This window comes from Curtobacterium sp. MCPF17_011, from assembly GCF_003234145.1.
Taxonomy (GTDB): Bacteria; Actinomycetota; Actinomycetes; order Actinomycetales; family Microbacteriaceae; genus Curtobacterium.
Map to the genome: position 1 here is coordinate 45949 of NZ_QKSK01000015.1, position 24855 is coordinate 70803.

Annotated in this window: 21 protein-coding genes; 6 read left to right on the forward strand and 15 right to left on the reverse strand. The window is 70.7% G+C overall.

What is annotated here, in order from left to right; genetic code table 11:
• Positions 1-60 precede the first annotated feature (60 nt).
• Positions 61-1029 (forward strand): ADP-ribosylglycohydrolase family protein, encoded by a 969-nt coding sequence (locus tag DEJ25_RS15215; protein ID WP_111045213.1) that lies wholly within the window; start codon positions 61-63, stop codon positions 1027-1029.
• Between the two features lie 95 nt (positions 1030-1124).
• Here the strand turns inward: DEJ25_RS15215 and DEJ25_RS15220 are convergent, their stop codons facing one another.
• The gene (locus tag DEJ25_RS15220) at positions 1125-2582 is read right to left on the reverse strand and encodes an APC family permease (RefSeq protein WP_111045214.1); all 1458 of its coding nucleotides are present in this window, start codon (positions 2580-2582) and stop codon (positions 1125-1127) included.
• 96 nt (positions 2583-2678) lie between these two features.
• Here DEJ25_RS15220 and DEJ25_RS15225 point away from each other — a divergent pair, with 96 nt between their 5' ends.
• A complete protein-coding gene (locus DEJ25_RS15225; RefSeq protein ID WP_110903040.1) occupies positions 2679-3113 on the forward strand; it encodes a DUF6892 domain-containing protein in 435 nt (144 codons plus the stop codon).
• Between the two features lie 88 nt (positions 3114-3201).
• Here DEJ25_RS15225 and DEJ25_RS15230 read toward each other — a convergent pair whose 3' ends face one another.
• From DEJ25_RS15230 to DEJ25_RS15240, 3 genes are read right to left on the reverse strand one after another with little or no spacing between them, the layout of a single operon-like run.
• Positions 3202-3855 (reverse strand): uracil-DNA glycosylase, encoded by a 654-nt coding sequence (locus DEJ25_RS15230; RefSeq protein ID WP_258366239.1) that lies wholly within the window; start codon positions 3853-3855, stop codon positions 3202-3204.
• 11 nt (positions 3856-3866) lie between these two features.
• Complete coding sequence (locus DEJ25_RS15235) at positions 3867-5066, reverse strand: glycosyltransferase (RefSeq protein ID WP_111045215.1); 1200 nt, start codon at positions 5064-5066, stop codon at positions 3867-3869.
• A 9-nt stretch (positions 5067-5075) separates the two neighbouring features.
• Complete coding sequence (locus tag DEJ25_RS15240; protein WP_181427470.1) at positions 5076-5909, reverse strand: DUF429 domain-containing protein; 834 nt, start codon at positions 5907-5909, stop codon at positions 5076-5078.
• Positions 5910-5976: 67 nt separating this feature from the next.
• On the opposite strand from DEJ25_RS15240, the gene ligD reads away from it, so the two are divergent.
• Entirely contained in the window at positions 5977-6996 is a 1020-nt protein-coding gene (ligD, locus tag DEJ25_RS15245) for a non-homologous end-joining DNA ligase (RefSeq protein ID WP_110903042.1), read from the forward strand.
• Positions 6997-7024: 28 nt separating this feature from the next.
• Here ligD and DEJ25_RS16805 read toward each other — a convergent pair whose 3' ends face one another.
• The 3 genes from DEJ25_RS16805 to DEJ25_RS15250 all read right to left on the reverse strand — a co-directional run bounded on the left by DEJ25_RS16805 (position 7025) and on the right by DEJ25_RS15250 (position 8531).
• Positions 7025-7174, reverse strand: a complete 150-nt coding sequence (locus DEJ25_RS16805) for a hypothetical protein (RefSeq protein ID WP_181421512.1) — start codon at positions 7172-7174, stop codon at positions 7025-7027.
• On the reverse strand, positions 7171-7332 hold the full coding sequence (locus DEJ25_RS16810; RefSeq protein WP_166779260.1) for a hypothetical protein: 162 nt from the start codon (positions 7330-7332) through the stop codon (positions 7171-7173). Before DEJ25_RS16810 ends, DEJ25_RS16805 begins: the two co-directional genes overlap by 4 nt.
• Positions 7333-7484: 152 nt before the next feature.
• Complete coding sequence (locus tag DEJ25_RS15250) at positions 7485-8531, reverse strand: ATP-dependent DNA ligase (RefSeq protein WP_111045216.1); 1047 nt, start codon at positions 8529-8531, stop codon at positions 7485-7487.
• Between the two features lie 93 nt (positions 8532-8624).
• On the opposite strand from DEJ25_RS15250, the gene DEJ25_RS15255 reads away from it, so the two are divergent.
• On the forward strand, positions 8625-9644 hold the full coding sequence (locus tag DEJ25_RS15255; protein WP_110903044.1) for an MBL fold metallo-hydrolase: 1020 nt from the start codon (positions 8625-8627) through the stop codon (positions 9642-9644).
• A 22-nt stretch (positions 9645-9666) separates the two neighbouring features.
• On the opposite strand, the gene DEJ25_RS15260 is transcribed toward DEJ25_RS15255, so the two are convergent.
• The 5 genes from DEJ25_RS15260 to DEJ25_RS15285 form a co-directional block, all read right to left on the reverse strand.
• Positions 9667-10311: an FMN-dependent NADH-azoreductase gene (locus DEJ25_RS15260; RefSeq protein ID WP_111045217.1), complete on the reverse strand. Its 645-nt coding sequence runs from the start codon at positions 10309-10311 to the stop codon at positions 9667-9669.
• Positions 10312-10434: 123 nt separating this feature from the next.
• The gene (locus tag DEJ25_RS15265) at positions 10435-12111 is read right to left on the reverse strand and encodes a putative Ig domain-containing protein (protein ID WP_111045218.1); all 1677 of its coding nucleotides are present in this window, start codon (positions 12109-12111) and stop codon (positions 10435-10437) included.
• A gap of 266 nt (positions 12112-12377) precedes the next feature.
• Positions 12378-14177: a putative Ig domain-containing protein gene (locus DEJ25_RS15270; protein WP_111045219.1), complete on the reverse strand. Its 1800-nt coding sequence runs from the start codon at positions 14175-14177 to the stop codon at positions 12378-12380.
• A 276-nt stretch (positions 14178-14453) separates the two neighbouring features.
• On the reverse strand, positions 14454-16055 hold the full coding sequence (locus DEJ25_RS15275) for a hypothetical protein (RefSeq protein WP_181427471.1): 1602 nt from the start codon (positions 16053-16055) through the stop codon (positions 14454-14456).
• Between the two features lie 166 nt (positions 16056-16221).
• Positions 16222-17124 (reverse strand): LysR substrate-binding domain-containing protein, encoded by a 903-nt coding sequence (locus DEJ25_RS15285; RefSeq protein WP_110903049.1) that lies wholly within the window; start codon positions 17122-17124, stop codon positions 16222-16224.
• An 82-nt stretch (positions 17125-17206) separates the two neighbouring features.
• On the opposite strand from DEJ25_RS15285, the gene DEJ25_RS15290 reads away from it, so the two are divergent.
• On the forward strand, positions 17207-20695 hold the full coding sequence (locus DEJ25_RS15290) for a proline dehydrogenase family protein (RefSeq protein ID WP_111045222.1): 3489 nt from the start codon (positions 17207-17209) through the stop codon (positions 20693-20695).
• A 43-nt stretch (positions 20696-20738) separates the two neighbouring features.
• Here the strand turns inward: DEJ25_RS15290 and DEJ25_RS15295 are convergent, their stop codons facing one another.
• Complete coding sequence (locus tag DEJ25_RS15295; RefSeq protein WP_071276217.1) at positions 20739-20975, reverse strand: hypothetical protein; 237 nt, start codon at positions 20973-20975, stop codon at positions 20739-20741.
• Positions 20976-21676: 701 nt separating this feature from the next.
• Here DEJ25_RS15295 and DEJ25_RS16475 point away from each other — a divergent pair.
• Positions 21677-22321 carry a hypothetical protein gene (locus DEJ25_RS16475; protein ID WP_146240708.1) on the forward strand — a complete coding sequence of 215 codons (645 nt, stop codon included), beginning with the start codon at positions 21677-21679 and terminating at the stop codon, positions 22319-22321.
• Between the two features lie 617 nt (positions 22322-22938).
• Here the strand turns inward: DEJ25_RS16475 and DEJ25_RS15305 are convergent.
• Both DEJ25_RS15305 and DEJ25_RS15310 read right to left on the reverse strand, forming a co-directional pair.
• On the reverse strand, positions 22939-24132 hold the full coding sequence (locus DEJ25_RS15305) for a hypothetical protein (protein WP_111045224.1): 1194 nt from the start codon (positions 24130-24132) through the stop codon (positions 22939-22941).
• Positions 24129-24671, reverse strand: a complete 543-nt coding sequence (locus DEJ25_RS15310; RefSeq protein ID WP_146240709.1) for a DUF4365 domain-containing protein — start codon at positions 24669-24671, stop codon at positions 24129-24131. The genes DEJ25_RS15305 and DEJ25_RS15310 overlap by 4 nt, the downstream gene beginning before the upstream one ends.
• Positions 24672-24855 lie beyond the last annotated feature (184 nt).

Below are 24855 nucleotides of genomic sequence, written 5' to 3' on the forward strand. Positions count from 1 at the left end.
ACGACACACGTGCCGACATGCCCCCGGTTCGCGGCACTAGCGTGGAGCGCGGAGGGAACCATGGACACAGCGATGCAGGACCGGGCGCTCGGCGCCGTGTTGGCCAGTGCGTGCGGGGACGCCCTGGGGGCACCGTACGAGTTCGGCCCGGCACTGGCCGCCGACCACCCCGTCGAGATGCGCGGCGGCGGTCCCTTCGGGTGGGAACCGGGGGAGTGGACCGACGACACCAGCATGGCGATCCCGGTGCTGGAAGCGGTCGCGAACGGTGCCCGGTGGAACGAACCCCGCACCCACGGGCGGCTGCTCGCCGCCTGGTCCGACTGGGCGCAGGACGCGCCGGACGTCGGTGCGCAGACCCGGGCGGTGCTCGGGCGGATGTCGGCCAACACCGAGGACGCCGCGAAGGCCGCCGCCCGCGCCGTGCACGAGCAGAACGGGCAGTCGGCGGGCAACGGGTCGCTGGTGCGGACGACGCCGCTCGTGCTCGGGTTCCTCGGTGACGGCGCGAAGAAGCCCCTCGCCGTCGCCGCCCGACGGGTCAGCGACCTCACCCACCACGAGGACGACGCCGGGGACGCCTGCGTCCTCTGGACCGTGGCGATCCGGCACGCGATCCGCCGGGGCCGGCTCGACGTCCGACGCGGTGTGCCGATGCTGCCGCGGGAGCGCCGGACCCTGTGGCTCGACCGGATCGCCGAGGCCGAGTCCTCGACACCCGAGGACCACACCGCCCGCAACGGATGGGTCGTCGCGTCGCTGCAGGCCGCGGTCGCCGCGATCACCCTCGGCGACGGCGTCGTGGACACCCTCGAACGTGCGGTCCGCGGCGGCGGGGACACCGACACCGTCGCCGCGATCACCGGCGGACTGGCCGGGGCGCTCGCCGGGGCGTCGGCGCTGCCGGAGCAGTGGACGGTCCTGGTGCACGGGTGGCCGGGCAAGCGACTCGACTGGATGCGTGCGCTCGCCGTCCGTGCCGTCGAGCGCACGCCCGGTCCCCTCGGGATGCCGGCCCGCCGGAGCTGACGTCCGGTAGCCAGAGAGGCCCGGCACCCGTGGTGTGCCGGGCCTCCTGCATCGCCGCGGTGGAGCGGGTCAGCGGCCGGTGTCAGTGGCCGGTGTCAGCGATCGTGGTCCTCCCGGGCGTTCCGCTGCACGGCAGTCGGTTCCGTCACGACTCCGGTCGGCGCCTTCTCGGCGGTCTTCCGGCCGTGGGTGAACCACGTCACGAGCCAGAGCACGATGCCGAGCGCCAGCAGCGCACCGGCGATCTGGTACTGCTCCCACGCGCGGCCGGACGAGAACGGCAGTACGAGCCACAGGCAGGCGATGATGCCGATCACCGGGATCACGACCCCGGCCTTGAAGTGCCGGTGGCCGACCCGGTCGCGGCGGAGCACCAGCACCGAGGTGTTCACCACCGCGAACACCGCGAGCAGCAGCAGCGAGGTCGTCCCGCCGAGGATCACCACGATCGGTGACTCCGGGTCGAGCGACACCCAGCCGATCAGGGCCAGCGAGATCAGGGTCGTGAAGACGATCGCGTTCGACGGGGTGCGGCGCGCGGGGGAGACCCGGCCGAGGAAGCCCGGCAGCACGCCCTGCTTGCTCATGCCGTACAGCAGCCGGGACGCCATCATCATGTTGATCAGCGCGGTGTTGGCGACGGCGAACATCGAGATGAACGGCAGGACGGCACCGATCGGGAAGTCCGGCGCGGCGGTCTGCACGACGGTGACCAGCGGCGTCTCGTTGCCGGCCAGCTCACCGATCGGCACGACGGCCACGGCGCAGATCGACACCAGGACGTAGATCACGGCGGTGATGCCGAGGCCCGTCAGCATGACGCGGGGGAAGATCCGCGACGGGTCCTTGGTCTCCTCGGCCATGTTCACCGAGTCCTCGAAACCGACCATCGCGAAGAACGCCAGGGACGTCGCGGTCGAGATGCTCAGCAGCAGGCTCTTGTCCTCGGGCGTCTCGAACATCACCACGCGGGAGAAGTCCGCGTTGCCACCGGCGATCGCGGTGAAACCGACCAGGATCACGAGCACCAGACCCGAGAGCTCGACGAGGGTCAGCACCACGTTCGTCTTCACGCTCTCGCTGACGCCACGGAAGTTCACCGCCATCACGGCGAGCATGAAGCCCATCGCGATGAGCATCACGACGGTGTTCGGCAGCTCCAGGCCGAACCCGACGCCCAGGTTCGCGGCGAACGCCCGGGACGCCGTCGACGCCGAGGTGATGCCGGAACACATCACGATGAACGTCACGATGAACGTGACGAAGTGGACGCCGAACGCCTTGTGCACGTAGAGCGCCGCACCCGCCGTCTGCGGGTACTTCGTCACGAGCTCGAGGTACGAGAACGCCGTGAGCAGCGCCACCGAGAACGCGATGAGGAACGGCAGCCACGCGGCCCCGCCGACCTCGGCCGCGACCTGCCCGGTGAGGGCGTACACGCCGGTGCCGAGGATGTCCCCGACGATGAACAGGAGCAGGAGTTTCGGACCGATCACACGGCGGAGCTCGGTCTGCTGCCCCGGGTCGCGCTCGGTCTTCGTCGTGGTCGCCATGCATCACCCTGTTCCTGCTGAACCGTTCCTGTCCAGTCCCACAGCAAAATCGGTCGGGGCGGACAGGGCCAGCGGCCGGTCGATACGCTGCCCTGCATGGACGAGGCGTCGACGACCACCGAAGAACCGATCGAGTTCGCGGACTTCAACGCGAAGCTGCTCGTCCTCGACGTGCTCTGCTACGACCTGGACGTCATCGAGCCCTACGACGGGGACGACGACGACGAGGACGCGGTGGTGGACGACGAGGACGTGGACGGCCAGGACGACCGGGCCCGTGAGTACTACGACGACCTCGACCTGCTGCCGTCGCAGCTCGACCTGGTCACCGAACTGACGGTGGACTCGGACCTCGAGATCCTGCAGGACCTGCACCCGGGCTGGGACGGCTCCGACGACCGCTACGACCCGCAGAACTGGGACGACCTCGTCGACCTGCCGTCGCTCAAGGTCGTCTACGCGGCGGCTCCGCTGCCGGCGCACGTGTCGGACGCGCTCGCCGCGAAGGGCGTCGAGGTCCGGTCGGCCTGACCGGCACGGCAACCGGCACCGACCGGCACGGCAACCGGCACTGAGCGGCACGGCAACCGCCACTGACCGGCACGGGCAACCGTCTGCGTCAGCGCAGTGCCGCCAACTGCTGTGTGAACTGCGTCGCACCGCCCTGTGCCGGGTGCCGGACCGCGATCGCGTCGATGCCGGCGCTCGCGAGTGCTCCCTGTGCCTTCCGTCCGACCGCGACGAACCGCCGGGCGCCCACCGCCTCGGCCAGCGCGAGCGCGACCGGGGCACCGTCGCGGACCTCGGCCGGACGCGGCGTCCGGTTCGTCAGCCGGTCCGGGGCGACGAACGGGTGGTGCGGGAACACCGCCCAGAGCACCGGCAGGGGGCCGTGCCAGCCGCGCAGCGCAGCGTGCACGACCCGGGAGGACGCCTCCCACGGGGCCGTCGGCTCGGGCGGCAGCGCGAAGGGCACGTCGGCGAACAGCCCGTCGGGGTCCTGCAACTCCCGCATGCTCGTGAACGGGATGCCGGTGTTCGTCATGCCGCGCCAGCCGGGTGCCTCGGCGACCAGGATCGTTTCGGCCGCGGGTCCGAAGCGCTGCAGGTAGCGGTCGAGGTTCGCCCGCCGCAGCGCACCGGCCGCGCGCGAGCCCGGATCGGAACCGCCCGCGACGAACAGCGCCTCGGCATCGGCAGCGGTCGGCACACCGTCGAGGGCGTCCCAGAACGCGGTGAGGTCGAGCGCGGGGTCGAGCACCGGGTCCGACACGAGCAGTTCCGTCAGCGCCCGAGGACCCGCAGGTAGACCTGCTCGAGTCCGGCCGCCGACCGCTCCCAGCTGAGACGTTCGGCGTGCTCCCGCCCGGCCGAGGCCAGGGCAGCGGCGTACTCCGGCTCGGTCAGGATGCGCTGGATCTGCGACGCCCAGACCGCGGGGTCGCGGGACTCGAGGACCACCCCGGTCTCGCCGTCGACCACGGCTTCGCGGAGGCCTCCGGCGGCGGCGGCCACGACGGGCACCCCGGATGCCGAGCCCTCGAGCGCCACCAGGCCGTACGTCTCGGAGTGCGACGGCACCAGCACGGCCGCTGCTCCGCGGAACAGGAACGCCAGGTCGGCACGCGACTGGGGTCCGATGAAGGTGACGCGGTCGGCGATGCCCCGCGACTCGGCGAGCCGACGCAGTTCGCTCACGTGGTCGCCCGCTTCGCTCGAGGCGTCCCCGGCGATGACGAGGGTGGGGCGGGCCTCCTGGTCGATCCCGGCGATGGCCTCGATCGCCAGGTCGAGGCCCTTGAGTGGCTGCACGCGGGCCGCGGCGACCACGTAGGGGGCGGTCGCTCGGCGTGCGCCGACGCTGGCCGGTCGGAACACCGATCCGTCGACCCCCGGCGGCACGATCCAGACTCGCGCGGGGTCGCCGCCGAGTCGGGCGCGGACCGTGTGGGCCTCGGCTTCGCTGACGACGACCACGGCGTCGGACTCGCGCGCGAGGCGTTCTTCGCCGGCCATCCGACCAGCGGACTCCGGGCGCTCACCCTCGGAGAGCGGTGTCGCGCTGTCAGCGGCGATCGAGTGGAACGACTGGACGTGCGGGACGTCGCGGTCGCGGGCGACGGGCAGGGCCGCGGCGCCGGAGAACCAGTGGTGCGAGTGCAGGACGTCGAACGGCCCGAGCGCGGCCAGGCCCCGGCGGAACGGTTCGATGAAGGCGTCGTGCTCGCCCTTGGGGACCGGCTCGGCGGGACCGGCCGACAGGAACCGCAGGCACACGCCGGGCACGAGGGCGACGGAGTCCGGCTGCGTCGGCGCCGAGCGGCGGGTGATGATGTCGACCTGGTGACCGCGGTCTGCCAGGGCTTCGGCCTGGTGCCGGACCACGACGTTCATGCCGCCGACCTCACCGGACCCGGGTTCGTCGCCGGGGGAGGTGTGCAACGAGACCAGCCCGATGCGCAACGGTTCGGTCGTGGTGCTCACCGGCCCAGCCTAGCGAGCGGGACGCTGCGACCGGCGCGCGGGGGCGACGAGGGCCGGCAACCGGCCCTGCGCGTCGAGCGGGTCGGACGGGAGGCCCGGATCGCCACCCAGCACCTGCACCCGTTCGTCACCATGTCGCTCCCAGAAGGACGCCGTCCAGGCGCAGAGGACGCCGTCGAGCAGGTCCTCGCGGTGCTTGTGCGTCGGCCCGTGCAGCACGGACGGGTCGCGGAGGTCGCGGGTGAGCGGGTGCGCGTCGAGGTCGAGCGGCGGGTCGAACGCCGTGGTGCGCATGCGTCGGACGAGTTCGTCGAACGCCTCCGCTCGGCGCTGCCGTGCGACGGTCGGGGGTACGGACGTGGCGAGCCGCTTGTAGCGGGGCCGTTCGTCGTCGTAGCCGAACTCCTCCACCCCGACCAGCGTCGTGTACGGGTAGCACTCGAACACCGCCGGGGCGGTCCGGGCGTGCATGGCAGCGGTGTCGCTGACGTACGTCACGCCCAGGGCAGTCAGCCGGTCGAGCAGCCGCGCCCCGGCGCTCGCGGCCGAGGCCAGGTTGGTCGGGTTCGCGGCGACCTTCCACCGGCCGTACCGCTGCCCGACCTGGCGTTCGGACGCACGGATGCCCGTCGGGTTCGTGACGACGAGCGACGCGTCGACCGCGATCAGGGTCCGGGGGCCGAGCCGTCCGGCGATCCAGGCGGTGACGTCGTCGACGCCTCGGGCCCAACCGGCGTCCGTCACCCGGCCGTCCCCGTCGAGCGCGGCCAGACCGGTCTCGTTCGGAGCACGTCGTTCGGTGCCGAGGCCCCAGGCCAGGTCCACCCCGAGGTACGCGGTCACCGCTCCATCCTGCCGGGTCCGGTCCCGGTCCGTCCCGTGCTGCCGTCGTCGGAGTAGGTTCCGCTGCATGGCGACACCGGCGACGACGCTCACCGTGCCCGGACCCGACGGCGAGCGGGAGGTCCGGATCTCCAGTCCGTCCCGCGTGCTGTGGCCGGACCTCGGCATCACCAAGCTCGATCTGGCCCGGTACCTGGTGGCCGTGGGGGACGGCTTCGTCCGTGCCAACGGCGACCGACCGATCTCACTGCAGCGGTTCCCGGACGGCGTCGACGGCGAGCAGTTCTTCTCGAAGAACCCGCCGAAGGGCGCTCCCGAGTACGTGCGGGCGGTGCCGGTCACCTACCCGAGCGCTCGGAGCCACCCGCAGCTCGTGATCGACGAACCGGCCGTCGCGGTGTGGGCAGCGCAGATGAACACCGTCGTGTTCCACCCCTGGGCCTCCCGAGCGGAGGACAGCGACCACCCGGACCAGCTCCGCATCGACCTGGACCCGCAGCCGGGCACCGACTTCCACGACGCCGTCCCCGCCGCCCACGAGCTGCGGAAGGTCCTGGCCGAGGTCGGACTGGAGGCATGGGTGAAGACCAGCGGCAACCGTGGACTGCACGTCTTCGCCCCGATCGAACCCGCGTACGAGTTCCTGGACGTCCGACACGCGGTGATCGCCGCCGCCCGCGAACTCGAACGGCGGATGCCCGAGCAGGTCACGACCGCCTGGTGGAAGGAGGAGCGCGGCTCGCGGATCTTCGTCGACTTCAACCAGGCGAACCGCGACCGGACGATGGCCGGCGCCTACAGCCCGCGGGCGCTGCCGAACGCGGCGGTGTCGACGCCGCTGGCCTGGGACGAACTCGATGACGCCGACCCCGCGGCGTTCACGATCCTGACCGTGCCCACGAGGCTCGACACGACCGGGGACCCGTGGGAGTCGATGTCGGCCGAGCCCCGGAGCATCGACCCACTGCTCGAGTGGTGGCGGCGTGACCTGGAGGACGGGCTCGGCGAACTGCCGTTCCCGCCCGACTTCCCGAAGATGCCGGGCGAGCCGCCGCGCGTGCAGCCGTCGCGGGCCAAGAAGGCCTGAGCGCACCCGCTCGTCCGGGGGACCCCGCTCAGATGAGCGAGGAGGAGTCCTCGCGGCGCAGTTCGTCGTCATCGACGCGGGAGGTCTGCAGCGGCAATCCGACCGTCGCCGTGTGCAGGCGGCTCAGGCGGGACCAGGTCCGGCGGTTGCCCTGCGTGACGCCGTCGAGGACGATCATGCGCCCAGGCCGATCGTGACGAAGGCGAGCGCGGCGGCGGTGACGCCCGCGATCCCGCTGATGATCGCGCTGGTCTGCAGGGCACGCTGGTGACGTGCTTCGCGGACCTCGCTGAGAGGGTTGCGCTGTGCTCGGCGAACGAGGATCTCGTTGCTCATGTCCACTCCGATCCATGATCTCGAGGGGGTGGAGAACCACCGTTTCCCTGATGTCTCGAATGCTTCCACACAATCACTAGTTCGGCTAACTACTGATGACGAGCGAGCGCCAAATGGACAACTCCGCCCCCGCTTGCGGGGGGCGGGGAGTGTCAGCTCAGGACGTCGTCGAGGTCGTACGCCGCCGGCACCTCGAGCTGGTCGAACCCGCACGAGCGAGCCTGCCGATCGGGCCGCCACCGGGCGAACTGCACCGTGTGCCGGAAGCGGTCACCCTCCATCTGGTCGTACCGGACCTCGAGCACCCGTTCCGGCACGAGCCGGACGAACGACGTGTCGCGACCCGACGAGAACCGTGACCGTTCGCCGTCACCGGTGACGGGCCTCCCGTCCGCGTCCCGCTCGACGAGCGGTTCGAGTTCGTCCACCAGTTCTCGCCGACGCTTGTCGGAGAACGCCGAGGCGCCGCCGACCATCCGCAGTTCACCGTCCTCGTCGTACAGCCCGAGCAGCAGCGAGCCGACGCCCGTCCCGCTCTTGTGCACCCGGTAGCCGACCGCGACGACGTCGGCCTCGCGGTGGTGCTTGACCTTGAGCATGCTGCGCTTGTTCGGCTCGTACGGACGCTGCCGCGGCTTCGCGACGACCCCGTCCAGGCCGGCGCCCTCGAACGACGTGAGCCACCGACGGGCCGTCTCGACGTCGAGCGTGGTCCGGGTCACGAAGAGGGGATCGGTCAGGTCGGCGCCGAGGGACTCGAGGGCCGCCCGCCGGTCGTCGAACGGGCGGGAGGTCAGGTCCTCCCCGTCCACGTGCAGCAGGTCGAACGCCACGAACTGCGCCGGCGTCTCGACCGAGAGCTTCGCGATGCGTGAAACCGCCGGGTGGATCCGTTGGGACAGCGCTTCCCAGTCGAGCTTCTCGTGCCCGGGCTCCCCGGAACGCACGATCACCTCGCCGTCCAGGACGACCGGGCCCGGGCGGCCGCCGAACTGCTCGCGGAACGCCTCGACCAGTTCGGGGAAGTAGCGGGTGAGCGGCTTCGCCCCGCGACTGCCGATCTCGACGTCGTCGCCGTCGATCGTCACGATGCCGCGGAAGCCGTCCCACTTCGGCTCGTACCGCAGGCCGCCGGTGACGCTGTCCGGGTCCGGGACGGCGGCGACGGCCTTGGCGAGCATGGGCGCGATGGTCTCCATTCCGCTTGTCTACGCGCTCGTCGCCGACGACGGCCTGGAGGCACGGTGCGCGGCCGCCCCGCCCACTCGGCCCGTGCTCACTACGCTGGTCGCGTGTCGAACCCGTCGCCCGTCAGCCCCGTGCAGGCCGCGGCGCTCGCCGCACGTGAGATGCCACCCGTCGAGGAGGTCCGCCCCGGCATCTGGACGCTCGCGGTCCCGTTCCGCGGTGGTGTGCCCGACGCCACGCTGGTCTACGTCGTCGCCGGGGACGACGGGGCGCTCGCGGTGATCGACCCCGGCTGGAGCGACGGCGGCGAACTCGATGTCCTGACCGAGGGCCTCCGAACGATCGGACGCGGGGTGGAGGACGTCACCCTGATCGCGGTCACCCACCTGCACGCCGACCACCTCGGGGCGGCCGCTGCGCTCCGTCGCCGTTCAGGAGCCCCGATCGCGATGCACGCGGCCGAGGTCCGCGCCCTCGAGCACGCCCGTGCCGATGCCGAGCAGAACGAGCGGGACGCCCGGACCTGGGGTGTCCCCGACGACCGGCTGGACGGTGTCCTGGCGGTGTGGGGCTCCGGTCGGCAACTCGGGCAGGGGACCGTCGAGGCGCCGTTCGCCGACCTGCTGCTCGAGGACGGCGACCGACTGCCGATCCCGGGCCGGGACCTCCGTGTGCTGTGGACCCCGGGCCACACCGGTGGCCACGTCTGCTTCGTCGACGAGCGGGACGGCCTGCTGTTCACGGGCGACCACGTCCTGCCGCGGATCAACTCCGGCATCGGCCTGGGTGGGCGGACCGACTCGAACCCGCTGCGGGACTCGCTGGACTCCTTGGCCGCCCTCGAGCCGTACGCCGGGCTCGAGGTCTGCCCGGGCCACGAGTACCGGTTCCACGACGTGGTCGCCCGAGCTCGGGTGCTGGCCGCGCACCGCGACGAGCGGACCCGCCACGTCGCCGACGCGCTGGACACCCTGGACCGCCCGACGGTGTTCGAGGTGGCGTCACGCGTGCCGTTCAGCGGCGGCATCGAGTCCATGTCCGGCTACCTGCTCGCGAGCGCCCTGAGCCAGACGGTGTTCCACGCCGACCTGCTCGGACGCTCCGGGGAGATCCGGCGAGTCTGAGCACCCGTCGGCTGCTCGGGAGTCAGCCGAGCGTCGTCGCCAGGCGTTCCATGACCACCGTTGCATCCGCGAACTCGGCAGCGGCGTGGTCGGCCAACGGTGCGAGTCCGGGTAGCCGGTCGGCGAGGGTCGCACTGACCACGACCGGGTGCACCTTCATGCCGAGCGCCGTGCCGAGGATGATGTCGAGCACCGGCGAAGCATGGTCCCAGTGCTCCGTCGGCGTCCCCGCGTCGTAGGTGCCACCGCGACTGACGACGGTCACGACAGGACGGCCGGCGAGGGGCTGCGGCGTGCCGTCCGGGCCGGGGACGAGCACGCCCGGGATGTGCACGCGGTCGAGCCATGCCTTGAGGCTCGACGGCACCGTGTAGTTGTACAGCGGCGACCCGATCACGACGACGTCGGCGGCCAGCAGCTCGTCGATGACGTCCTGGCGCAGCTGCTCGGCTGCGTCGGACACGGACTCGTCTGCGGTCCGGTCCGCCGCCGCCCAGTGCAGCGCCGACGTCTCGAGGTGCGGCAGCGGATCCACGTGCAGGTCACGGCGGACGACCGTGTACTCCGGGCCGCGGGCTCGCCATGCATCCGCGAAGGCAGCGGTCAGGGCGCGGGAGCGGGAGTGGGACAGGTCGGCGGACGAATCGATGTGCAGCAGGCTCGGCATGGCCCCAACGCTAGCCGCGCCGCCCGGTCCGGGGCGGGAGCGTCACCGACCTGTGTATGACGGAACGGCCCCGTCGATCCGTGGATGGATCGACGGGGCCGCGGGAGGAGCCTCCCGTCCGGATCAGCGCTGCGCGCGTCGGCGGACGGTGCGCAGGCCCACCAGTGCCGCACCGGCGGCGAGCATGGCGAGCGCCCAGGGCAGGGAGTCGGTCGCGTCGGAGCCGGTGTAGGCCAGGCGGCCATGCGCGTGCGCGTGCGCGGCGGTGCGGGCCGGGACGGTGCCGATCGGCGCGGCTGCCACCGGGGGCGTGACCACCGGGGGAGTCGAGACCGGGGCGGTCGCGGTGGGGACGACCTCGACGGCGAAGCTCGTCGCGAAGTCGCCGGCGGCCGCCGTCAGGTTGTGGACCGAGGCGTGCGGGAAGGTCACGTTCAGGAAGTTGCCGTAGTCACCGAGGTCGGGGTCCTCGCGGACGACGTCGGAGGCGATGTCCGAGGTGACGGCGAGCTCCGGCGAGTTGCCGTCCTCGTCGGTCACCGTGTTGCCGAACCGGTCGACCAGGTCGCCGTTGACGAGGAGCGTGCCGCCCTGCTTGACGGTCGGACGGCCGCCGTCGATGTCGGTCGTCTCGCTCTCCCAGCTGTCGGACGAGAAGTGGTACTTCTCGATCTCGGTCGTGACGTGGCCACGTGCATCGATGATCCAGCTCGTCAGCGTGCCGTCCGTGGGCCCGTCGTCGTCGATGCCGCTCTTGATGTACTGGAGGAACGAGGCGCGGTCGGCCGAGAAGACCTGCACGCCGGCCGCAGCCGCTGCGTCGACGTTCAGCTCGACGTACTGCGTGACGGTCGTACCGCCGCTGGTCGCGGTGACGGCGAACTCGCTGTACAGCGCGTCTTCGGTCGTACCGGACAGGACGCCGGTCGCTGCGTCGAACGTGACGCCGTCGGGCAGCTGGTCGTCCGGCGTGCCCTCGGGGTCCTCGCCGTCGTCCTCGGCCTCGTCCGGGTAGGCCCAGGCGAGCGCGAAGGTCGGTGCCGGGGATCCCGTGGCCCGGAACGTGTACGAGAACGCCTCGCCGGCGGTGGTGTCGAGCGCGAAACGCTCCCCGTCCGGGTCGAGACCGGCGGTGACCGGCTTGCCGGCGGCGTCGACGAACACCGGGTCCTGGGTGACGGCGGCCGACTTCGCGGACGCCACCTCGACGGAGTCGTCACGCAGCGTGTTCGTGACCGTGACGGTCACGACCTTCGTGACGTCGCCCGGCTGGACGACGTAGCTGCCGTCGTCGATGTCCGTGGCGACGCCGCCGACGGACCAGAGGTACGAGAACGAGGTGGGCTTGGTGAAGCCGGAGGTCGTCGCGACGAGCGTCGAGCCGACCTTGGCGGTACCGGAGAGCTTGACCGTGGCGGTCGAGACTGCCGTGGGTGCGACCGGAGCCGCAGCGGTGGGCGCGGCAGCCGTCGGCGTGGTGCCGGTGGGTGCATCGCCGGCGGTCGGGGTCGGGGTCGCCGTGGGTGCGGGGCTCGTCGGGTCCGCGACCGGCGGAGCGGTCGGCGCGGTGCCGGTGGGCGCGCCGGCGGCGGTCCCCGCGTCGGCCGGGAGGCCCGGAGCAGTCGGCGCGGTCGAGTCGCCACCCGAGACGGCCGGCGCGGTCGCGGCGGTGTCGGCCGGAGCCTCGGCGGCGTACGCGGTGGTCGCGGTCATGACGCCGAGACCGGTCGTCAGGCCGATCAGAGCAGTTGCGGTGCCGACGGCGCAAGCGCGTCGGACGAAGGCGGTGCTGCGGTGCACGGGTTCCCCCAGGGTCCATGTCCGGTCAGAGGCCGGAACGTATGAATCAGCCGAGAATCCCCGACGTGGTCGGATCGTATTGGTAAAGGGTGAACCGATCGGTTCCGGATGCCCGAATGTGACCCGAGTTGGGGGGAGTGTGCGGTTTCCCGCAAGACGCTCGGCGCACACGGAGCTCGGCGCACACCGAGCTCGGCGCATACGGCACTCGGCGCACGCGGACGAGGGGCGCGTCCAGATCGGACACGCCCCTCGTCGTTCGTGGCTCAGGCCCGACGACGCCGTGCGCGCAGGGTGAGCAGCGCCACACCCGACGCGAGCAGGCCGAGGCCCCAGGCGATCGGGCCCGTCGTGTCGGCGCCGGTGAAGGCGAGGCTGCCGGTGGTGCCGGTGCCCGCTGCGCCGGCGGACGGGACGACCGTGACGGGGAACGCGGTCGAGACGCCCTGGGTCGTCACGGTCAACGTGTGCGTCGACGCGTGCGGGAACGTGATCTCTGCGTTCCACCCGGTCCGCTCGACCACGTCGGACGCGACGTCGCTCGTCACACCGATGGGCGTGCGCCCGTCCCAGTCGCCGTCCAGGGGAACGGTGATGTTGCCGAAGGCGTCGACGGGCGCCGCCGCGATCCGCAGCGTCGAGCCCTGTGCCGCGGTGGGGCGACCGCCGGCCTGCTGCGCGATGTCGTGCTGCGGTCCGTTCGGGAACCAGGTGGTCTCCACCGAGCCGTCGGGCTGGATCGTCCAGGTGCGCTGCTCCCGCAGATCCCCGGGGCGGGTCACCGTCACGAGGGCACCGACCGCCGGAGCGGGGGCCGTGCGGAGGTCGACGTACTGCGTGGCGGTCTGTCCGCCGGAGGTCGCGACGACGGCGAACGAGTAGTGGGCCGCCTGGGTGTCCGTGCCGCTGAGCACCCCGGTGGTCGGGTCCAGCGTGATGCCCGCCGGGAACGAGGCGCCGATGTCCGAGGCCGGGAACGGCTGCCCGTCCGGCCGCACGATCGAGTAGCGCACCGGCTCGTCCACGGGCCCTCCGGAAGCCTGGAACGTGTGCGAGAACGCCGTGCCGGCCTGCGCGAGGAGCTGGACGGCGTGGTCCTCGGTCGTGCCGCCGGTGAAGGACAGCCCGCCGTCGTCCTCCGCCGGGGCGACGGACAGCAGGATCCGCTCCGACAGCCCACCGCCCGGGTGGTACGGCGTCGTGACGTGGACCCAGATCTGGTCGCGGAGCGGCGTCGAGGATTCGAGGGTCCCGGAGAGCACCCCGTCCTCCGAGAGGGTCACGCCCGCGGGCAGCACGCTCGGGTCCGCGGTGCCGCTGATCGAGCCGTTCACGAAGAAGGAGAGGTCAGGGTTGTCAGCGGGAGCGAGGTCGACGGAGAAGGGCTCACCGCTGGTCACCGGGACGACGCGCTGGCCGTAGATGAACTGCCGGTCGGAGTCCTCGACGACGACCGTGCTGCTCGGTGCACTGGTGACCGACGTCGGCGTCATGCCGGGAGCCGTGCCGGTGACGGTGACCGTGAAGATGCCGTCGGCCTGCTCCGGGTCCACGACGTAGGTCCGCTGGGTGCCCTGGTCGCGGTTCGCGAGGACCGGGTGGTGGAAGTCCCACCGGTACGTGAAGGTCGTGCCCGCCGGCCAGCCGGCCGTGTCCGCGGAGATGGTCTGCCAGGCGCGGGTCGTGCCGACGATCGCGACCGTGCCGGCGGGGGTCGCCGTCGGGGCGTCCGCGCTCGGCGTGGGCGTTGCCGCAGCGGGGGCGGCGGTGGCCGGGACGGCAGCCTCCGGGAGCGTCGGCGCTGCGGGCGTGGCCGTCGGGGCCGGCGGGGTGGTTGCGGCCGGGGTGCCCGCAGCAGCGCTTGCCGTGTCCGCAGCCGAGTCGGCGGTCGGGCCGTCGGCCGGTGCGTCGACGCTGGTGGACGTCCCGACGGCAGCGTTCGGTGCGAGCTCGTCGGCCGAGGCGCTGACCGCCCCGATGCCGAACGCTGAGGACGCCGCGACGATGGCGACGGCGGAGCCGATGGCCGCGATCCGGTGGATCGGCGGCAGGCAGGTCTTGTGCATTGGGTTCCCCCCTGGGATGACGTGTGGCCGGGCTGCCCGATGGCGTGCCCGTAGCCAGATCGTAGGGTCCGCAGAGGCCGCGGAACCGGTCGACACGGTCACGAAACCGTCACGGAAAACGTGCCGAGAAACCCGTCATGATCGGGGATTTCCCGACATGGTTCCCTCAGGATCGCGCCGCTCGGTCGGATGGGGCTGGCTCCGGTGTTCCGACGGGTGCCCCGGGGCGCACTGGAGGGGCGTGCCCGGCTCGGACACGCCCCTCCAGCTGCTCGTTCAGGCTCGACGTCGACGCACCCGTGCCACGAGGAGCGCCGCTCCGGCCGCCAGCAGACCGAGGGCCCAGGCGATCGGCCCGGTCTCGTCGGCACCCGTGAAGGCGAGGTGGCCGGACGGCGCCGAGCCACTGCTGGGGCTGCCCGTTCCGGACGCGGTGCCACCGGCGGCCGCGGGGGTCATCGGGGTGGCAGTCGTTGCCGTCGCCGCCACGCGGACCGTGAAGCTGATCGTCCGGCCGTCGGGGGCGGTCCCCGTGAGCGTCCGGACGCCGGGCGAGGAGAACGTGACCGCCGTGCCCGGGTCGTACTTGCCGAGCGTGTCACCGGCGACCGAGGAAGCCCAGTCGTCGTCGATGACCGGGATCGGCTGGCGGTTGCCGTAGCGGTCGACCAGGCCGGTGTTCACGGTGATGGTCGAGCCCACCGTCGACGTGATGGGCGTGGACGTCGGCGCCTGGTCGTCCGAGAGCGCGTCGAGGTACTCCGTCGTCCCGTCGGCCGACACCGTCCAGGAGCGGGAGTGCGGCGGGTCGTAGTCCGTCACGAAGGCTCGTAGTTGCGTGTCCGCCGCCAGGCCCACCGTCAGCTGCACGTGCTGCCCGGGCGCTCCCGCGGGTTCCTCAGAGGTCCGGGCCAGGACCCAGAAGTCGATGACCTGGGCCGTCGTGGTGGACCCGGAGAGCACGCCGTCGCTGGACAGTGTCAGTCCCGCGGGGAGGGCTGCGGCGTCGATCGGACCGTCGGCCGACGAGCTCACGCCGTACCGGAGGCTTCCCTGGCCGCCGGTCAGTGCCTGGATCGGCACCGAGATCGTCTCGCCGGCATGAGCCGTGAGCTCGCGGACACCTGCGCCGGTGAACGTCGTCTCGTCGTTGGGGTCCGCGTGGACCGGGGCGCTGGTGACGGTCGTCGGGTCCTCGCCCGGTGCGGTGCCGGTGACCGCGACGGTCAGGTCGCTCGTCGCGTCCGGGTGGCCGAGCACGTAGGTGTCGCTCGTGGCGCCGGCGATGACGCGCGTCCCGACGACCGGCCCCGACAGGGTCCACTGGTAGGTGAAGGTCGTGCCGGCAGGCCAGCCGTCGGTCACGGCGCGGAGCGTGTGCCAGGTCGTGGCCGTCCCGGTGATCGCGACGGTGCCGGCCGCGGTCGCGGACGGGGCGGCGGCTGCGGTCGGCGTCACGGCCACCGGCGTGACGGCCACCGGCGTGACGGTCGTGGTCGTCGCTGGTGCGCGAGGGACGGTCGGTGCAGCCGGTGCAGCCGGTGCAGCCGGTGTCGTTGTCGGTGCGGGCGTGGCTGCCGGAGCGGGTACACCGTGATCGCGGCTGGTCTCTCCCGGCCCAGCGTCGGCACCCGGGGTCGAGCCGACCGCCGGATCGGTCGGACCGGTCGCTGGCGCGCCGACCCCGGTGGTCGCGCCGACCCCGGCGGACGCGTCGGCGCCCGTGGACGTCGCGACACTCGTGTCCGGCACCGACTCGTCAGCGGAGGCGCTGCTGACGCTGACGCCGATGCCGAACGCTGAGGACGCCGCGACGATGGCGACGGCGGAGCCGATGGCCGCGATCCGGTGGATCGGCGGCAGGCAGGTCTTGTGCATTGGGTTCCCCCCTGGGATGACGTGCGAGCGGGCCGCCCAGTGGCTGGCCCGTGGCCAGAGCGTACGGCGCAGAAGTGTCGCGGAACCGTCCGGGATGGTCACGAAACCGTCACGGAAAAAGTGCTCGGAAACCCGTCATGATCGGGGATTTCCCGACATGGTGCGCTCAGGATCGGGGAGCGCCGGCCGCCCGTTCGAGCGCTGTCCGGAACGCCGACACCGCCGGGGACTCGGCGCTCGCGATGCGCTGCGCCGTGAAGAGCGTCCGGCGTCCCGGTTCCGGCAGCTCGAGCAGTCGGCAGCTCGTCGACCGGCCGGCCCAGACCAGGTCCGGCATCAGGGCCACCGCGTTGCCGGACTCGATGAGCCGGATCTGCGCCTGCAGGTCGGCGGTCTCGTACCGGACGTCGGGCTCGAAGCCGGCACGTCGGCAGGTCTGTTCGGCGAAGTGCCGGGAGGCTGCACCACGTGGTTCCATCACCCACGGCAGCGTCGCGGCCTCCTCGAGCGAGGCCACCGGCCAGAGCGCCGTCGCCACCGGCGGCAGCGCCAACCGCACCGGGTCCGTCGTCAGGTCGCGCCGGTCGAGGCCGGGGAACCGCGGTGCCGCGTGCGCCGGGTACTGCTCGGCGATCACCATGTCGAAGTCCCGGGCCCAGGTCTCGTTGAGCGCCGTCTCCGGTTCGCGCTGCACCATCTCGACCCGGACGTCGGGGTGCTCGAGCGCCATCGTGCGGAGCGCGGACGGCATCAGCGCGAGCGCGGCCGACTGGAACACCGCGACCCGGATGCGCCCCTGCACGCTCGTCAACGTCGACTCGACCGAGGCCTGCGCACGCTCCAGGGTGTCGAGCACCTCGCCCGCTGCCGCGACCAGCACCTCGGCCTGCGGCGTGAGTTGCAGGCGTCTCCCGGCACGGCGGAGCAGCTGGACGCCGGCCTCGCGCTCGAGCACGGCGAGCTGCTGCGACACCGCCGACGGGGTGAAGTTCATCGCCTCGGCGACGGCTGCGACCGTGCCCCGGATCGACAGCTCACGGAGGAGCACCAGGCGGCGGACGTCGAGCATGTCGAAAGCGTAGCTGAGCTGAACGGAATGCATCAGGAACGGTTGCTTCCGCTACCGAAAGAGCGCCCGTCACACTGTCCCCATGACCGACGTCCAGCCGCGCTCCGACGCTGCCGCCCCGACCGTCCACGACGACCTCGCCGACGCGTCCGTCGCGCTCGTCCGACAGTGGCTCACCGAGGCCGAGACGTACCCCGTCGACGGCTCCGCGAAGCAGCTCGCCGGCGTCCTCGCCGACCCGAAGGGCCTCGCCTTCGCCGTCGGGTTCGTGGACGGCGTCGTCCGCCCCGAGGACCTCGCCGTCGCGGCCCGCAAGCTCCGCGCCATCGCGCCGGACGCACCCGGGTTCCTGCCCGCCGCGCTCCGCGGACTGGTGCGCCTCGGTGGCGGACTGGCACCGAGCCTCCCGACCGTCGTCGTGCCGATCGCCCGACGGGTGCTGCGGAACATGGTCGGCCACCTCATCGTCGACGCGACCGACGCGAAGCTCGGCCCCGCGATCGCGGGGATCAAGCAGGACGGCGTCCGCCTCAACGTGAACCTGCTCGGCGAAGCCGTGCTCGGCGAACGCGAAGCCGCCAGGCGTCTCGCCGGCACCCACGCGCTCCTCAGCCGTGACGACGTCGACTACGTCTCGATCAAGGTCTCCTCGACGGTCCACCCGCACTCGCCGTGGGCGTTCGACCACGCCGTCGACGACATCGTCGAGCAGCTCCGCCCGCTGTTCGAGCGGGCCGCAGCGGCATCGCCGAAGAAGTTCATCAACCTCGACATGGAGGAGTACAAGGACCTCGACCTCACCATCGCGGTCTTCACGAAGCTCCTCGACGAGCCGCAGTTCGCCGACCTCGAAGCGGGGATCGTGCTGCAGGCCTACCTGCCCGACGCGCTCGCCGCGATGGAGCACCTGCAGGAGTGGTCGGCCGCCCGCCGGGCACGCGGCGGTGCCGACATCAAGGTCCGGCTCGTCAAGGGCGCGAACCTGCCGATGGAGCAGGTCGAGGCGTCCGCGCACGGCTGGCCGCTCGCCACCTGGCACACCAAGCAGGACTCGGACACGAACTACAAGCGCGTCCTCGACTGGGCGCTGACGCCGGAGCGGATCGCGAACGTCCGGGTCGGCGTCGCCGGGCACAACCTGTTCGACGTCGCGCACGCCTGGCTCCTGGCCGGCGAGCGTGGCGTTCGCGACGGCATCGAGTTCGAGATGCTGCTCGGCATGGCCCAGGGGCAGGCCGCCGCGGTGAAGAAGACCGTCGGCTCGCTCCTGCTCTACACGCCGGTCGTGCACCCGGGGGAGTTCGACGTCGCGATCGCCTACCTGATCCGCCGGCTCGAAGAGGGCGCGTCGCAGGACAACTTCATGTCCGCGGTGTTCTCGCTCGCGTCCTCCCCGACGCTCTTCGCCCGCGAGGAAGCCCGCTTCCGCGACTCGCTGGCACCGCTCGCCCTGCCCGGCGGACTCGACGCCCCGGCACCGCACCGCGTCGCCGACCGGTACGCCGCCGTCGACCGCCCGGCGCCCGGCCACTTCGAGAACACGCCCGACAGTGACCCGTCCGTCGGATCGGTCCGCGAGTGGGGCGCCGGCATCACCGCCCGCATCGCCTCGTCGACGCTCGGGGTCTCGGCCGTCCGGGAGGCCCGGATCACCTCCGCCACGACCCTCGAGTCCGCCCTGCGGCGCGTCCGTGCCGCCGGCACCACCTGGGGCACCTGGTCCGGCGCAGCCCGCGGTGCCGTCCTGCACGCCGTCGGTGACGCCCTGGAGGCGAACCGCGCCGCCCTCATCGAGGTGATGGCGTCGGAGACCGGCAAGACCATCGACCAGGCCGACCCGGAGGTGTCCGAGGCGATCGACTTCGCGCACTTCTACGGCGAACTCGCGGCGTCCCTCGACTCCGTCGACGGCGCGTCGTTCACCCCGTCTGCGCTGACGCTCGTCACCCCGCCGTGGAACTTCCCCGTGGCGATCCCGGCCGGGTCGACGCTGGCTGCGCTGGCAGCCGGGTCTGCGGTCGTCCTGAAGCCGGCACCGCCGGCCGCCCGCAGCGGTGCCGTGCTGGCGTCGGTGATCGAGACCGCCCTCGACGCGCACGGCGCCCCCGCCGACGTGCTGGCGTTCCTCGACGTCGAAGAGTCCTCGCTCGGGAAGGACCTCATCGCGTCGCCGCTCGTCGACCGGGTGATCCTGACGGGTGCGTACGAGACCGCCGAGCTGTTCCGGTCGTTCCGTCAGGACCTGCCGCTGCTCGCCGAGACCTCGGGGAAGAACGCCGTCATCGTCACGCCCTCGGCGGACCTCGACCTGGCCGTCAAGGACGTCGTCGCCTCGGCCTTCGGACACGCGGGTCAGAAGTGCTCGGCCGCGTCGCTCGTCGTCATGGTCGGGTCGGTCGCCAAGTCCAAGCGCTTCCGCAACCAGCTGCTCGACGCGGTGTCGTCGCTGACCGTCGGGTACCCGAGCGACCCGACGACGCAGATGGGGCCGATCATCGAACCCGCGTCCGGCAAGCTGCTCGACGGTCTCACGACGCTCGGCGCGGGGGAGTCGTGGGCGGTCGAGCCGAAGCAGCTCGATGACTCTGGCAAGCTCTGGAGCCCGGGTGTCCGCCAGGGCGTCCGGCGGGGCTCGGACTACCACCGCACCGAGTACTTCGGCCCGATCCTCGGGGTCATGACCGCCGAGACCCTCGACGAGGCGATCGACATCGTCAACGAGGTCGACTACGGCCTGACCTCCGGCCTGCACTCGCTCGACCCGGGCGAGATCGGCACGTGGCTCCGTCGCATCCAGGCGGGCAACCTCTACGTCAACCGGAGCATCACCGGCGCCATCGTCCGCCGCCAGCCGTTCGGCGGGTGGAAGAAGTCGGCGGTCGGCGCGGGCACGAAGGCCGGCGGCGTCAACTACCTCGTTGGCCTCGGCTCCTGGTCGTCGTCAGTCGCCACCACCGGGTCCACGCCGTCGTCGCCCGTGTCGGCGTTCGTCCGCGCGACCAGGGTCGACTCGGAGTCCCTCGGCCGCGCGGTCACGTCGGACGAGTCCGCCTGGACCTCGGAGTTCGGTGTCGCCGCGGACGTCTCGGCGCTGACCGCCGAGCGGAACGTCTTCCGCTACCTGCCGTACCCGGGGGTGCAGGTGCGCCTTGCTTCTCCTGCAGAGGGCTCCGACGCCGATGTCGACGGCCTCGTGCGGGTCGTGGCCGCGGCACTGCGGGCCGGTACCGGGGTCGACGTCTCGGTCGCCGACGACCTGCCCGCGTCGGTCGCCTCGGCGCTCCGCGGACTGTCGATCGTCGGCACGCTCCGGCAGGGGGAGTCCGACGACACCTTCGCCGCCCGCATCGCCGCTGGTCCCTCCACCCGGGTGCGCCTCGTCGGCGGGGACGCTGCTGCCCTGGCGGTCGGGACGAACGGACGACCGGACATCGCGGTGTACGCCGAGCCGGTCACCGAGGCCGGTCGGATCGAGATGCTGCCGTTCCTCCGCGAGCAGGCGGTGTCCATCACGGCGCATCGGTTCGGCACGCCGAACAGTGCGGTGTGCGCTCTGGCGGACGCTCTGTGAGAAGAGCCCGGCCGTGGAGAACGGCCGGGCTCTTCGGGTGGGGCTAGTTATTTAGCGAAGCCTGGTCGAGAATCTCCGACGCCTTCTCAGGCAGGACGCGCACGGTAGTGGTCCAGCTGACCTCGGCATATTCGATCCACTTATTCACGCGGTCGCGGTCTGCGTAGCCGACTTGCACGCTCGACACCACTGGTTCGCCGAGGAGCTCTGTGCTCGGGTCCAATGACTTGGTCAACTCGACGATCTTGTTGTCGTCGTAAGGGCGGTTCGTGATAGCCATGGCGCGAGATTAGCTCAGGAACGAGTGAGCCCCTGACTTGGAAGAGTCAGGGGCTTTCGTGTTCGGGCCGGTCGACCCACGGCGTGGGCCGCTCGTCGCCAGCTACTGTCGGCGAGCTCCGCGAACGGCCGCGCTGAGAGCGACGAGCGAGACGGCGAGGGCGGCGACGGAGACGATCAGCGTCAGGGGTTCCATGCCGCGATACTACTTGGGGGAGGCCGGCATGCGCCGTGTCCACCGCGGAGCTGCGGGCTCAGGACTGTACGTAATCACTTGTCGTGGGAAGCGGTCGGCGCCGTTGCAGTCGATCTTCTGAGTAGCGGCGGTGCTGCGGAAGGCAGAGGAGACCGATGTGCGGGCGGGGGCCGAGGGGGAAAGCCGCTGCTCTCACGATCGATTCATGAGGCCGCCGTGCAGCAAGCGGCTCAAGAGCCGATAGCCATAGTCTGACGCGACGGAAGCAGCCCGCGCGGACGGGAGGAGCACTCGGAGCGCGCGAAGTGCTCTGTCGATTTGTTGTGATGCGTCAGGCCGGTACCAGGAGCGCCCGGAGCGGAGGTGGAAGTTGATACCTTCGAGGTCGCCCTTCATGTTGCCGGTTGGCGAGAGTTCGAAGTAGGGCCTTCGGCTTACCGCGGGGCACCGACCGTGACTGTCCTCGACGGTGGGGCCGGGCAGCCCATTCTGGCTAGGGTGGACTTGTGTCAGAAGGGTGGATCGGCCTCGACGCCGACTCGTGGGGGAATGTGATCGCGGCCTTGACAGGGGCAGGTGCGATCGTCGCCGGTGCGTGGACGGTGTCCAGGACTGCAAAGCTGAATCGACACGCTCGGTACGAGGAACAATTGGAGACACGCGAAGCGGAGCTCCGCGTTCAGTCACGCCAAGCGGTCGCAGACCTCATGGAAGCAGCGCTCGTATACCTTGAGCAGGGCCGCGAAATCGCCAATAAACCGCCTGCTACTTTGGAAGGCGTAGGCGCGTGGCAAGCGCGACGGGCGCAGCAGCTGCGAGCAATCGAAAAGGCGGCACTTCTGGTGCACGAACCGGCGGTCCGGCTTGCGATCGAGGCAGGAGTTGAGGGAATCCGCCTCACGAGCTACCTGATGGTTCACGAAGACTGGGAGCCGGAGAACATCCCCAAGCGAGTGAATGGCATCGTCGGAGTCATGCGCGACCTCGCTGCGGCGTATCTCCGAGATGACGTCAAGAGCATTGACTACGCAAGGCGCCGTCTACTGAAGGCGCGGAAGGTGGGACGGGAGGCCCGGGAGTTGATGCTTCAGCAGGAGCGCGACGATCAGGTGGCCGATGCGTCCGCAATCGACGAAGACGCACAGGCGTAGTGCGCAGGAGCCCCTGATCGGACGGAGGGTTGGCGTACGGAGGCGTGCTTCCATGCAGGTCGATGTCGACGATCTCCCGGCTACGGGCCTTTCAACGCTTCACGGCATCGCGCCGGACCCTGACGCCGAGCGCGAACCCGTCGACGCGGTCCCGGTGCCTGAGCACCGCGTCGGGGTCCGCGAGAGCGCGACGCCGTCCACACGGAAGAGCCCGTCCGGTGGCTGGACGTACGCGCGGACGGGCAGGAGCCCAGCGCCGACGACCGGGCCCCCGTACGCCTCCGGGGGAGCCTGAAGGGGGTCCCCGTCACCGGAGACTGAAAGCGGTCAGAGTGTCGTCGTCCCATGACGAGGTACTGACGGAAGCCACTGACTACCGAGCGCCTGACTATCTCTAGCTCGCGAGGCGCCCGATCCAGGAGCTGACCGTCGACCGGGCCTGCTGGCCATTACAAGCCGTGAACGCCACGAGTTCGGCACCTAGACGCGTCCATAGGGCTGGCGATTCGTCGGGATGCCGCTCTCGCGCCTTGCACGTACGTGAAGAGGTCACCGCGCGGAGGAGAGAATTTGAAGCCTCGACCTAGTGAGCGTGGGCGCGAAGACAGCCTCCACGATCAGCGGTCTTGGTCTTGGTCTTCGTCTAGGTCGAACATCTGCACCCTGCTCATTGCCGAAGAACCTTCTGCATCGACGAGTCGTACCTCGGACGCGTTGTAGAGCCAGTAGTCGCGGCCGTCGCGCTCCAACGTGCCGTTGGCAGAGACCCATCGACCTTCAGCATGCGCTTGTACCGCAAGGTCGTATTGCTCAGGCGTAAGCCGAACACGCGCATGCTTGATTTCGGCACCAGACCCAACGTCGAGGCGGACCAAATGCACCGGTGATGCTGTGGAGTTGTCGAGCCCACTCACTTCGCCGGTGATGCGCACTGCCCGAGCCGGGGGCGCTTCCGTGAGCCGCGCAGCGACATCAGATAGCACTTCCGATTCTACCGGGTCGAAAGTCACTTCGACTCGCCGCACCACCGTTTCACCTGGCGATGCTCGCTCCATGGTGATTGCCGAATCCGCGCCCGCAGTAAGGGCGGCGAGACCGCGGACTAGTTCAGCAGAGACACCGTCCTCGACAAGCGGGAGGAACCCATCCAAGTTCGGTTTCGATTTGTACTCGTCAAGCGCAGACCGCACGGCTTGTAGGGAGTTCTCCAGAGTGTTTAGAATCTCGCGCCCGGATACCAGTTCTGCGTCCCGCCAGTCCATGGCCTGGCGGTTTTCCGAACGCTTCGTGAGATGGAATCTTTCCGTCGACGGGGTATGGGCGGTTATGACAAAGCTGCCGACCTGGGTCTGACCCATCAAGGTTTTGTCTAGAAACTTCTTCGCGATATACCCCCCTGCGGTGCCGTGCTGCATTCGCTTCTCCCGCGTCGATTTCGCCGCCGCCGCAAGCTGGGCCTTCGCCGCGGCGTAGAGCGTTTCGCCTTCTTCCCAACGGATCAGACCCGCGGCGCTTGTAGATTCCTTCTTCCAGTGAGTCGAATCGAGCACTGCAGAGTGCACGGCCTTTAAAAGCCCCTGTAGCTTCTCCGCTTCGCTCCCATAAAGGCGGCGCACGGAAGCGAGGGCACGCGCGACCAGCTGATCGAAGTCACCTCGCTGAGGATCGAGGGGAACGAGGACCTCGTCCGACCGGTCCGGTCGAGTCCACACCTCGAACTTGCCGGGAACGCCGGAAGAAGGAGTCCACTCGAAGTGTCGGAGAAGGGTGGTGGCAAGCTCGACGTCGTCTTGCGTGCCGAGTGTGCTCATGGCTTGCCTCCTTGTCCAATCCGGGACATCATCGCGCATAGAGCGATGTCGTCGAAGATTTGATGAATGGGAACGCTGACCGTCGGGTTCTTCGCCGTCGATGCGGGAAAACCTTCAAGATTGAGCCAGAACGAAGCGTGTCGAACGTGGAGTCGGTCGTGGTCGGCATGAATCCAGTCAGCCTGCTTTGCAGGCACCGTCATCATGACGAGAATCTTCGGGACAGTGGGATCCGGCGTACGGAGGTAGTCGTAGCGCTTCTTCGTGAGTTGGACACTTATTGTGTTGCTATTCGCATTTGATTCACGGGTCGTCGACTTGAGTTGCATTTCGAGCCGAGCGGTGTCGAACAGATGCGAGTCCGCGCGGTGAGTGAGCACGTAATCAATGCCTTCATCAATCTCCGGCACTGAGATACCGGCCCCGCTAGCGGCGGCAACCGATCGAACGTAAGCGCCTTGCAACGCTTCCATGAAGTTCGATATCCGCTCCGGTGATCCTCGGAGCGCTTCGGCGCTCGTAGGACTGTGTGTCGTCACACTCGCACTCTAGTGGGACTGTGCGACCTTTTACAGAAGGTGATCGGTTCGCGGAGTCGCGCGGGCCCAGGCGCTTCCGCGCGGGGTGGCGTGGCGTCTGACCTGAACCCTCAGACTCGCGCGCGCAGGGAAGCGCTATGCCACTTCGGTAGGGGAGGCACCCCCGGGAGGGGAGTCACCCCCC